Below are 10,359 nucleotides of genomic sequence, written 5' to 3'. Positions count from 1 at the left end.
CACGCTGGCCGAACGCAGGCTTGAAGCCGTGGGTAACCCGGCAGGACGCCGGGTTAGCCGCCCCGCGCCATGGATGGCGCGTGGCGGCGGCCCACGGATTCAAGCCGGAGTGAGGGCACACCGAGCCCAAGCGAGGGGCCAAGTGGTGGGGCAAGAGCCTTTTGCTTACTTTTGGGCTCCTCCAAAAGTGAGCCGCTGTAAAAGCGGAACCATAGGAGGCCGTTACCGCAGAAATGGATATGTACCCCGCCTAATCCACCCCCCCAGAGGCCGCCACGCAAGCAAGCTCCCTCGCCACAGGCCGCTACAAAGTTGTGTAGATACCTATGCTGGGCCCTGGCTATAGCTCAGGGCCCATCACCCCATCAGCTTTGGCAGAAGCGAATCCGGTTGCCGAACGGGTCATACACTTCCAGAACCTTGCCCCAGCCCTGCTCGACTATCTCCGGACGTCCATAACCGTAGCGTTTGCCCTGCAACTCATCGCGGAGCATGTCGATGTTGTGCATCGGCACGAATATCGTCGCCCCGGGGCTCGCATCGCCATGGTGTTCGGACAGGTGCAGTTGCAGGCCGTTACGGCTGATGCCCAGGTACAGCGGCAGATCCGCTTCGAAGCGATGTTCGAATTCGACGCTGAACCCCAGGAAATCCAGATAAAACTCCCGCGCCTTGGCTTCGTCGAACATTCGCAGGATTGGAATGGCTTTGTCGAAGGTCACAGCGGGCTGGGGATTTTCTTCTGGCAGCAGTGCCGAGGCGGTGTTCCAGTCCTTGTAGCCCAACTGCTGGGCGACCAGTTCAAGCGCGGTGGAGTGGGACACTGGTTGATGGTGCTGCTCGAGCGAAGCACGCAGGTGCTTGGCCATTTGCTTGGCTTTGAGGATAGACAGCATTGTGACTCCCGGAGTCGAAGCATTCTGGTGCTCGCGTTGCCAAACCTCGACTATCAAGAGTGATACAGGAGAGTTTGAAAAAAACCTGCTTTCACCTTTCCCAATGGGAGCGAGCGGCGGGCAGCAGCGGCCAGCGCCGATAGTACACAACCGCTCGTGAAGCTGCCAACCGCTTGATCACCCCCAGGCTTTGCGCCAGCCGCAAACGGCGTGCGACACCCTGGTTGTCGCACGCCGTTTGCGGGGATTTACTGGAGTGCTGCCCGGAAGCTGTCGTCCAGCACTTCCAACAGGAAGTCCGCATTGGCCTGGCTGAAAATCATCGAGGGACGCATTTTCAGCACGTTGTCATACGGCCCTTCGGTACCGATCAGAATCCCGCGCTCGCGGGCACCATCGGCGACCCGCTTGGCCATGTGCGTGGCGGGCACCTTGGTCTTGCGGTTGGTGACCAGTTCAATCCCAAGGAACAGGCCCTGTCCGCGCACGTCGCCGATCACCTCGTAGCGCTGCTGCAGCTTGCGGAAACCGTCGAGCAGATAGTTACCCATGGTCAACGCATTGAGCTTGAGGTTATCGCGCTCAATCACCTCCAGTACCGAAAGCCCCACCGCACAAGACACCGGACTGCCGGCAAAAGTATTGAAGTACTCCATGCCGTTGTTGAAGCTGTCGGCGATCTCCCGGGTGGTCACCACCGCCGACATCGGATGGCCGTTGCCAATCGGTTTGCCCATGGTCACTGCGTCGGGCACCACGCCCTGGGTTTCAAACGCCCACCAATGGCTGCCGACCCGACCAAAGCCGACCTGGACCTCGTCCGCCAGGCACAGGCCGCCCTCGGCGCGAACCATGGCATAGACTTCCTTGAGGTAGTTTTCCGGGAAGAACAATTGCCCGGCGACGCTGGGAATCGACTCTGCCAAGAAAAATGCCGGGGCCCTGCCCTGCTTGCGCATGCAGTCAATCTGCTCCGCCACGCTTTGCGCAAAACGCTTGCCCAGCTCCTCGAACGGCCAATCGTCCGGCGCACGGTAGGCATCCGGCACGGTCGCTTCAAACACGTGTTCGGCCCGGCCCTTGCCGGCCTTGCGCTTGTACTTGTAGGGGCTGAGGTCAATCAGTTCCTGAGTGGTGCCGTGGTAAGCCCAATCCAGCACGATGGCATCGTTGCGCCCGGTGTGGTTGCGCGCCATGCGCAGCATGAGGCTGTTGGCTTCACTGCCGGAACAACCAAAGGACGCCACCGCCAAGCCTTCCGGCAAGGTCGCGGTGAGCCGCTGGGCATACTCCACGATATTGTCGTGCAGGTAGCGGGTGTTGGTATTCAGGCGTCCTGCCTGGCGCGCCAGTGCTTGCACCACATCCGGATGGGAGTGGCCGAGGTGGCAAACGTTATTGAAGCAGTCCAGATAGGCCCGGCCGAAGTTATCGATCAACCAGACCCCATCGCCGCGCACGAACTTGATCGGGTCAGAATAGGAAATCGACAGGTTGGGCAGCAGCAGCTCCTTGCGCTTGGCGACAATCTCAGCCTTGGTGCGGCCATCCTGGCTGTAGGTTTCTGGCGGGATCCCGGCCAGCGTCGAGGTGTCGGGGAACACATCGGCCCAGACCTCACGATAGGCCCGTTCACCGACCCCGATGAACTCGCTCGCTTTCAGGCCGATGTCCGTGGACATCTGGAAATGCACGTGGGGAATCCACCCGCCGTTTTCCTGATCCGCCCCCATGTGCCCGACCAGCGCCCCCGCTTCAAGCTGGTCACCGGGTTTCAGGCGACTTAGCGCTTCATGGGCCATGTGGCCCCACAGGGTCAGGAATGGCGGGCACCCTTCAGGGGAGTGCTTGAGCATGATCAGGCCGCCGTAGCCCAACGGCTCCCACTCGACCTCGACGCTCTGCACCACCCCGGCGACCGGCGTATAGAGCGGCGTGCCAGCGGGCATGATCAGGTCGACACCGACGTGCACGATGCGCCGTTGCCCCTGGATGAAGCGCGACTCGAACGCAGCGTCGGTGTAGATGGTTCTTTCCTCGCCCCACGGCCCGATGCCCAGCGGCACCTTGTGCTCGGCCGCAAAGTCTTCCCACCACTGGGTGGCCTCTGCCGGACGCTGCTCGGCGGAAGCGACAGTCATCACATGGGCGGCATCGCCAAACGGCGCAATGGCCTTGTTCATGCTCGCCGCCGAAGGCCGCACGATATCCGCGAAGGACTGGCTGTTCTGCGCCACCCAGCGGCGAATCGCCCCCGCGCCTTCGACCGCGTCAAACCCACAGGCCTTGCGCAGGATTGCTGTCGCCAGGCGCGGGTTCATCGCGTCCATCCGCTCCAGCAGGCGCCAGGCCGGTGCTTCGCTGATGGCAAGGTAAGGGTTGTCTTGCGTCTGGTCGTGGCGCGAGGCCGACAAGGTCACGCTGGTTACCAGGCGCATGGCGATCAGGTTGAACAGGACGTCCAGTTCCTCCGGCTGCAGCGGGTACTTCTCATGGAACCCGGCAGCCAGGGCGGCGGCCGCGCCGATGGGGTCCTGCATGTCGAGAATCGAATAGGCGCAGGTGATGGCTACTTCGGCGATCAGAATCGTGTGCACCGCATCGCCAAAATCGATGATGCCCGAGACTTTTTGGTGATTGCCGGAATCGACGAGGATGTTCCAATCGTTGCCGTCATTGTGAATTACCTGGGCACGCAGGCGCGCAAGCCGGGGCTGGACCTGTTGTTCGAAGGTCTCGATGAAGCGCTGCAGAATCGCCCTTTTGGCCGGATCCTTGACGAAGTGCAGGCGTGCCCGCGAACGGGCGGCGTGGCGCAGATCCCAGTCCAGATCGCGCACCGCGCCGGGGTGCATGAAGCCCTGCAGCGCCCGATCGATCTCACCGAAGGACTGGCCAAGGCTGCGCATCAATTCGAAGGTACGCTCGACCTCGGCCATCGGCGTGCCGTGCAGCCAGCTGACCAGGCGCACCGCGTGGGTCTCGCCGGAGGCCGCCACTGCGGTGGCGAGGAAATCGCCGGCCAGGCTCTTCTTCAGGAACGGCACGGTCAGCTCGGGATTGTGACTGGCGAGGTGGCTGAGAATGGCCGTCTGGAACTCGCTTTCAACCCGTGGCTCGGTGGAGTTGACGACTTTCAGGATCCACCCCGCATCGCTTTGGGTCTGCAACCGATAGTTGCGATCTCGTTCACCGTCCAGCGGCGTGGCGGTACCGATTACGTTGAAAAGCTGCGCGCCCAGCTTTTCGGCATCGCCTGTCGAGAACTGCGGGGCAGGATGCGAAAGATTAGTCATAGTAATTGTTTTCCAAGCCATTTTTTTCAGATAGCTTGGCACGCGAAACCAGGGAAGGCAGTAAGTATACGGTCGGCTTTGGCCTGCATATTGTCGGAATCGACCGGCACAAAATCGGCAGCAAAAATGGGGAGTTGATATGCGCGACCTGGACACCAAAGACCGCGAAATCCTGGAAATCCTGTCGAAAGAAGCACGCATCGCCCTGAAGGCCCTGGCCGCGAGGATTGGCCTCTCACGCAGTGCTACCAGCGAGCGCGTGATCAATCTGGAACGCAACGGCGTGATCCGCGGCTACCGCGCCGACATCGGCGAAATCGACGCCCACGTGATTCGCGCCATCTTGCTGGTCAGCCTGAAACGCACCCCCGCCATCGGCCTGCTCGACCTGCTGGCCCAGAACTCCCAGGTACGCCGCGTCTCCTCGGTCAGTGGCCAGCTCGACCTGGTGATCGAGGTTGAATCGCGCACCATCGATGACCTCAATCGAGTCAGGGACGCCGTCGCGATTCACGAATCCGTTGAAGACATCACCACCGCAGTGGTCCTGCGGCGCGACATTGATCGGCAGTGATCCGCTGCTAGTCCGTGAGCGCTGATGCGCGCTCTGCCAGCGTGCGCTGCAGTTGCCGCAGATTGCGCTTGATGATCACCTTGTGCGCTGGACCGACCGGCACCATGTAGGCGCGGCCGAAGGCGTTGTGGGTGATCACCGATGAGGTGATCGTCATCACTCGAGCGCTTATCGACAGGCAAATCATCACATCCAGGTGCCGGTCCCGCTCGGTCAAAACCAACACGTCGGGGGCACAATGCTCCACCCGGAAAAAATCCAGGTAGTCCCCCACACTGACTGTCTCGCGCTGGGTACCGGAAAAACCGCCGATGCGCTTCACCCCGAACAGCGAGGAAATCCGGTCCCTCACCCGGAACGCCAGGCGCATGAACCACCCCGTTTGCGCGGTAATGATGTTCCATGCCTCAAGCACACTGACATCCGCAGCCAGCGCGGCCGAGCGACAGTCGTAGTAATCCAGTTCGGACAGCGGGCGCAGGGTGTGAACAGCTGATGTGCTAACCAAGGATAATCCCTCAACCTGGGTGAAAACGGCGGGTGACCCGCCGTAAGGATTGCTAGAACAGCTCATCCAACTGTTCGAAAAATTCACGCTTGCGCGCAATGCTGCGGCGCTTTGCACGTTTGCGCGGATTATCCGGCTCGCCCAGGGTTTTGAGAATAGGATTTTTGCCCTTAGAGCTTCATCCCCACCGCCAGCCGGTTAAACGCATTCATCAAGGCCGCAGCCAACGTCAGGTCGCTAATCTCGACATCGCTGAAGTGCGCTTTCAATGGCTCGTACAATTCGTCTGGCGCGCCCTTCTCACTGACGTAGGTGAGTGTCTCGGCCCAGGCCAGTGCGGCGCGTTCGCGGGCGTTGAACAGTTCGCTGATGCGCCAACCCGCCAGGCAATCCAGCTTCTCTTGCGCCACCTCACTGTCGCGCAAGGTCTGTGCATGTTTGCCCAGGCAGAACGCGCAGCCGTTGATCTGCGAGATGCGCAAGTACACCAGCTCCAGCAGCGGCAAGCCGAGGGAGCTGGTAGCCAGCGCCGTGTTGGTGGCGAGCAGGCCCTGATAGGCGGCAGGCGACAGGGACGGAAACGGCAGTCTGAGTTGGCTCATGGTGAAACTCCTCGGTAGAAAAAATCGCTCAGGCACAAACGAGATGATTGAACAGTGGCTCCAGTGCCAGCCGGGCGCGGCTATCGTCGAGCGTTGCGCGGACGGCCTCCTCACCCAACACCAAGCCCTGAAGATAAGAAAAGTGCAGGTCGAACAGCCCAAGGGTATTCAGCACATGGCGCAGGTACGAGGTCAGGAAATCCGCTTGCCGGGCCCGCTCGCCCTGGTGAAAACCACCGGAACCGACAATCACGTACACCGGGCGATCGCGCAGCAGACCGGTCTTGCCCTCAGGGCCCGAGCTGAATGTGCGGTGAATGCGCAGGACGTAGTCGATCCACAGCTTGAGCGCGGCCGGCAGGGTAAAGTTATGCATCGGCGTGGCTATCAGCAGCATATCGCTGCGCTCCAACTCGCTGATCAACGCCTCGGACAACTCGAACGTTGGCGAGTCGAACGGCGTGGCCGTGGTCAGCGCACGGGCGTAGTCCATATCCAGCGGGGGCAACGGCTGCGCGCCGAGGTCGCGCTCGACCAGTTCGAGCTGCGGATAGCGGTTGCGCAGGGAGGCCACCAGCTCCAGTGCCAACTGGTTGGCGTGGGACACCTGCCCCTGCGGGCTGGCATTGAGCAACAACAGATTGTTCATGCCGGATTTCCTGCCCGCAGGCTCTGGGTGAAATGCATGCCACGGGCCAACAGCCCCTGGCGAAAATAGAAGCGTTGGGCCAACGGCATATGCAGGCCGGTATCCAGCACCAGGTGATCACAATCGCGCTGCACGGCCTGCTCGCGAACCGCGGTCAACAGTTGCGCGCCCACGCCGCTGCGCTGCAACTGGGGACTGACCACCAGGTCATCGACATAGATGAAACGCCCGTAGAGCAGGTTTTCCAACTCGCGGTAACCGGCCAGGCCGACCAGGCGTTCGCCCTCCTGCGCGGCCAGCAAACGGTAGCCCTGCTCCGCCTGCCGAACCAGTTGCGCCACATAGCGGTCCTGGTCATTGAGGTGCGGGCGCAACACGCCCATCAGCGCAAAGCTGGCCGCCAAGGCCTGCGGGTCGTCGAGGTGTTGAAAGGTGTAAGGCATGTGCGTTGTCCGCCGTGAAGAGATGGCTCACTTTAGGGCGGTAATGGCTTAAGCTACAGGGCCGAAAAATGCATAAATGACTAGGCCATGATTCCGCCCTTCCAACTGGATCGCTGCCAACCAGCCCCCATCTATCGCCAGCTGTATCAGCGATTTCGTGAATCGATCGCCGACGGTCGCCTGCGCCCGGGAGACCGGGTGCCTGCCGTTCGCGCACTGGCGGCGGAGCTGAACCTGGCGCGCGGCACCGTCGAAGCGGCGTACCAGTTACTGATTGGCGAGGGTTACCTGACAGCTCGCGGGGCCGCAGGGACGGTGGTCACCCCTCACCTGGCCGCCGTTTCCTCGCCCATCCATCAGCCCCCGCTGCCTTCAACCGCATACCAGGCCACCCACAGCGGGACGCAGCCGCTCGCCCTGCAGATGGGCCTGCCCGCGCTGGATGCCTTTCCGCGCAAGCTCTGGACTCGGCTGGCGGGCCGCCAGTTGCGCCAGGCCGGCCTCGAGGGGCTGGTCTACCCGGACCCACGTGGCCATGCGCCGTTGCGCGCGGCCATCGCCACCTACCTGGGCATCTCCCGCGGCATCACCTGCCGCCCTGAGCAGATATTCGTCTGCGCCGGTTATCGCGCGTGCCTGGACCTGATCAGCCACACCCTCATGCAGCCTGGCGATACCTGCTGGCTGGAAGAACCCGGCTACTTCATGGCCCGCAACGCCCTGCTGGAAGCCGGCGCACAGTTGGTGCCGGTGCCCGTGGATGACCAGGGACTTGACGTCGCACAGGGCATCCGCCGCGCCCCGGATGCCCGCTTCGCCGTGGTCACGCCGACCCACCAAAGCCCGCTCGGTGTGTCGCTGTCACTGCCACGGCGCCTGGCCCTGCTGGACTGGGCCAACCGCCGTGGCAACTGGATCATCGAGGACGATTACGACAGCGAATACCGCTACCAGGGCAAACCCCTGCCCGCCCTCAAGAGCCTCGACCAACAAGGTCGCGTGCTCTACACCGGGACCTTCAGCAAAGTGCTGTTTCCAGGCCTGCGCCTGGCCTACCTGGTGGTACCGGCCGACCAGAGCGAAGCGTTCGCCCGCCAGGCAGACCGACTGCATAACCACTGCCCGCACCTCCTGCAGGCAACCGTCACGGCATTCCTCAACGAGGGGCACTTCGCCCGGCACCTGAAAAAAATGCGCAGCCTCTACGCCCACCGCCGCCAATGGCTGGTGGAGGCACTGCAACAACAAATGGGTGACCGCCTGTTGATCAACCCCCAGGCCGGCGGCATGCACCTGGTGGTGGGTCTTCGCGAAGGTGATGACAACCAGTTGGCACAGCGTGCCCGGTCCGTTGGCATCGCCGTCGAGCCGCTATCGCAGTGGTACCTGGAAGCCGAGCCCAGGCATGGCCTGGTGCTCGGCTTCACCAACATCACCAGTGCCGAACAGGCAACAGCGGTGGCGCTGCGCCTGGCGCAAATTATCTAGAAGGATGGAGTCAAAAGCAGCGGCGTCGCCGACGTTGAGCGTGCGCAGTGCCAGCCATTCATGACTCGCTCTCGGCGCTCTTGGCAGAATGAAATCCCGCGAAAATCATGCCGAACAACCAGCCACCGATCATGGCTAGATAGATGGACCTGTACCCTGGGACGGTATAGGCCAGCAAATAATTGAGTGCCGTCACCGCAATCGCGGCAAAGAGAAACTGCTTGCGCGTAAACCTGCTTAGAAAACGCTCTGCGGCGGCGTTCAGGGCCTTGAGGTACTTCATCGGTTTCATCCTTGAAAAACCCGGCAATCCTAACCCAAGCCCCACTGACACACCAAGGCGCAGGCTCCCTCGATTGGCAAGAAACCACAACCTATCGCTGCCGTTCAAATAGTTTTGCGTGTTAGCCAGGCACCCCAGAACAGACTACTGAAGAAACGCGTAGCGTCTGCGAATCCGGCGTCAAACATCAATTGTTGAACCGCCGCCTCGGAATGGGGTGGGTCGGCACCCTGAAGGATTTTCCCCAGCTTGGCCTTCACTTCATCCGCGCTGGCGCCATGCTGTCGCCACCGTTGCCCCCAGGCCGCAAGCAATAACGGCTGGCTGGCATAAGCATATTGATTGCCGGCGACAATCAACGGCGCACCCGGCTTTAGATGAGCCCGAATGGAGCGTAAAATCTGTCGCTTCGCAGCATCCCCCTCGAGATGATGGAGCACCCCGATCAAGGTCGCTGCGTCGTATGACTCATCCGCAACCAGGTCTTCAACATGGCCGAGATGCAGGCTGGTTCGCTCAAGCAGATTGTTTGCCTGCAACTGCTGCGCCGCAGCCTCGAGCATCGGCTCGGATGGATCAACGGCAGTGAAGCACCAGGTCGGCTCCAGCGCTGCCATCGCAATAATCTCCTGAGCCGTACCACCCGCGCCAACCACCAGTATTTTCGCCGAACGCGCATTGCCCAGGCTTGCCGCCAGCATGCACGCAGCAAGATCCTGGCAGGCGTCATACCCGGCTAATGCGATACGGCTCTGGCGTGCGTACTCATTAGCCCGTGAAGTATCGAATTTTTCAGCTGAGTTCAGAGGGGATGATTTCAAGGCGGTTCTCCGTGTCCTTGAATCAAGCTACGCCAGATAATCTGATAAGAAAAATTCATTAATTTTATAAGAGGCATTCCTCAAAGGAATGTTCGGGGCGGGTTCTTGTGAGGCGTTAGTTGCACGATGCGAAGGACAACCAGCGGCCATCAACAGCCGCTGGACAGCCTCGTGACGAGTCGGTAGCGTCGACTTTCCAGACGTATCAGTTGGAGGCGTGGCAATGACAACAGTCGATGTGAAATCCCGATTCGAAGCAACGCTTCTTCGTCCGGCGAAGCCTGGCAATGATACGTCGTGGGCGTTCTTGGTACTGCCAAGAGACGCGAGTGAACAGTTGCCGAGGCGAGGAAGGACGACAGTTGAAGGCACAATCAATGGGCACCCTTTCCAGGCAACCCTTGAGCCGGATGGTCAACTGAGCCATTGGCTGCAGGTCAGTAGAGCGTTACTCAAAGCCGCAGGCGCGGCCGTTGGGGATGTCGTTGCACTCGAACTCACTCCTGTGAAGGAGGAACCCGAACCTGACATCCCGCCAGATCTTCAGGAGGCACTGGCAGCCGCTCCAGAGGCTCATAAAGTCTGGAGGGATACGACGACCATCGCCCGAGTCGACTGGATACACTGGATCACTTCAGCCAAGCAACTCAAGACGCGCGCAAAACGAATCAGTGATGCCTGCGACATGCTCGCGTCCGGCAAGAAGCACGTTTGCTGTTTCGACCAGTCCGGCTATTACAGTAAGGCCTTTCGCGCGCCCGAGGCCGTCTAAAAGGGGACGGATCTATTATCCCTGGCG

At 61.1% G+C, this 10,359-nt stretch carries 11 protein-coding genes; 3 read left to right on the top strand and 8 right to left on the bottom strand.

Annotated elements, in window-relative coordinates:
* Window positions 1-365 precede the first annotated feature (365 nt).
* Together CKW24_RS19215 and CKW24_RS19210 are read right to left on the bottom strand one after the other, a co-directional pair.
* The gene (locus CKW24_RS19215) at window positions 366-896 is read right to left on the bottom strand and encodes a glyoxalase superfamily protein (protein WP_095169738.1); all 531 of its coding nucleotides are present in this window, start codon (window positions 894-896) and stop codon (window positions 366-368) included.
* Between the two features lie 248 nt (window positions 897-1,144).
* Entirely contained in the window at window positions 1,145-4,192 is a 3,048-nt protein-coding gene (locus tag CKW24_RS19210; protein WP_095169737.1) for an aminotransferase class III-fold pyridoxal phosphate-dependent enzyme, read from the bottom strand.
* A gap of 139 nt (window positions 4,193-4,331) precedes the next feature.
* Between CKW24_RS19210 and CKW24_RS19205 the strand changes: the two genes are divergently transcribed.
* Complete coding sequence (locus tag CKW24_RS19205) at window positions 4,332-4,766, top strand: Lrp/AsnC family transcriptional regulator (protein ID WP_095169736.1); 435 nt, start codon at window positions 4,332-4,334, stop codon at window positions 4,764-4,766.
* A 7-nt stretch (window positions 4,767-4,773) separates the two neighbouring features.
* Here CKW24_RS19205 and CKW24_RS19200 read toward each other — a convergent pair whose 3' ends face one another.
* The 4 genes from CKW24_RS19200 to CKW24_RS19185 form a co-directional block, all read right to left on the bottom strand.
* Window positions 4,774-5,274 carry a DUF2867 domain-containing protein gene (locus tag CKW24_RS19200; protein WP_256585504.1) on the bottom strand — a complete coding sequence of 167 codons (501 nt, stop codon included), beginning with the start codon at window positions 5,272-5,274 and terminating at the stop codon, window positions 4,774-4,776.
* A gap of 170 nt (window positions 5,275-5,444) precedes the next feature.
* On the bottom strand, window positions 5,445-5,876 hold the full coding sequence (locus CKW24_RS19195) for a carboxymuconolactone decarboxylase family protein (RefSeq protein ID WP_095169734.1): 432 nt from the start codon (window positions 5,874-5,876) through the stop codon (window positions 5,445-5,447).
* 28 nt (window positions 5,877-5,904) lie between these two features.
* Entirely contained in the window at window positions 5,905-6,525 is a 621-nt protein-coding gene (locus CKW24_RS19190; RefSeq protein WP_095169733.1) for an FMN-dependent NADH-azoreductase, read from the bottom strand.
* Complete coding sequence (locus tag CKW24_RS19185) at window positions 6,522-6,968, bottom strand: GNAT family N-acetyltransferase (protein ID WP_095169732.1); 447 nt, start codon at window positions 6,966-6,968, stop codon at window positions 6,522-6,524. Before CKW24_RS19185 ends, CKW24_RS19190 begins: the two co-directional genes overlap by 4 nt.
* An 87-nt stretch (window positions 6,969-7,055) precedes the next feature.
* Between CKW24_RS19185 and CKW24_RS19180 the strand changes: the two genes are divergently transcribed.
* Complete coding sequence (locus CKW24_RS19180) at window positions 7,056-8,456, top strand: PLP-dependent aminotransferase family protein (protein WP_095169731.1); 1,401 nt, start codon at window positions 7,056-7,058, stop codon at window positions 8,454-8,456.
* Between the two features lie 58 nt (window positions 8,457-8,514).
* Here CKW24_RS19180 and CKW24_RS19175 read toward each other — a convergent pair whose 3' ends face one another.
* Both CKW24_RS19175 and CKW24_RS19170 read right to left on the bottom strand, forming a co-directional pair.
* Window positions 8,515-8,739 (bottom strand): hypothetical protein, encoded by a 225-nt coding sequence (locus CKW24_RS19175; RefSeq protein ID WP_095169730.1) that lies wholly within the window; start codon window positions 8,737-8,739, stop codon window positions 8,515-8,517.
* Between the two features lie 104 nt (window positions 8,740-8,843).
* Window positions 8,844-9,560: a class I SAM-dependent methyltransferase gene (locus tag CKW24_RS19170; protein WP_095169729.1), complete on the bottom strand. Its 717-nt coding sequence runs from the start codon at window positions 9,558-9,560 to the stop codon at window positions 8,844-8,846.
* A 223-nt stretch (window positions 9,561-9,783) separates the two neighbouring features.
* Between CKW24_RS19170 and CKW24_RS19165 the strand changes: the two genes are divergently transcribed.
* Window positions 9,784-10,332 (top strand): YdeI/OmpD-associated family protein, encoded by a 549-nt coding sequence (locus CKW24_RS19165; RefSeq protein WP_095169728.1) that lies wholly within the window; start codon window positions 9,784-9,786, stop codon window positions 10,330-10,332.
* Window positions 10,333-10,359: the final 27 nt, after the last annotated feature.

The organism is Pseudomonas sp. Irchel 3H3, from assembly GCF_900187635.1.
In the GTDB taxonomy this organism is placed as follows: Bacteria; Pseudomonadota; Gammaproteobacteria; order Pseudomonadales; family Pseudomonadaceae; genus Aquipseudomonas.
This window is presented reverse-complemented; position numbering and strand designations above follow the sequence as displayed.

Coding starts and splice junctions, on each gene's coding strand:
- CKW24_RS19215 (WP_095169738.1), bottom strand. CDS start 896: ATGCTGTCTATCCTCAAAGCCAAGCAAATGGCCAAGCACCTGCGTGCT.
- CKW24_RS19205 (WP_095169736.1), top strand. CDS start 4,332: ATGCGCGACCTGGACACCAAAGACCGCGAAATCCTGGAAATCCTGTCG.
- CKW24_RS19180 (WP_095169731.1), top strand. CDS start 7,056: ATGATTCCGCCCTTCCAACTGGATCGCTGCCAACCAGCCCCCATCTAT.
- CKW24_RS19195 (WP_095169734.1), bottom strand. CDS start 5,876: ATGAGCCAACTCAGACTGCCGTTTCCGTCCCTGTCGCCTGCCGCCTAT.
- CKW24_RS19165 (WP_095169728.1), top strand. CDS start 9,784: ATGACAACAGTCGATGTGAAATCCCGATTCGAAGCAACGCTTCTTCGT.
- CKW24_RS19185 (WP_095169732.1), bottom strand. CDS start 6,968: ATGCCTTACACCTTTCAACACCTCGACGACCCGCAGGCCTTGGCGGCC.
- CKW24_RS19210 (WP_095169737.1), bottom strand. CDS start 4,192: ATGACTAATCTTTCGCATCCTGCCCCGCAGTTCTCGACAGGCGATGCC.
- CKW24_RS19190 (WP_095169733.1), bottom strand. CDS start 6,525: ATGAACAATCTGTTGTTGCTCAATGCCAGCCCGCAGGGGCAGGTGTCC.
- CKW24_RS19175 (WP_095169730.1), bottom strand. CDS start 8,739: ATGAAGTACCTCAAGGCCCTGAACGCCGCCGCAGAGCGTTTTCTAAGC.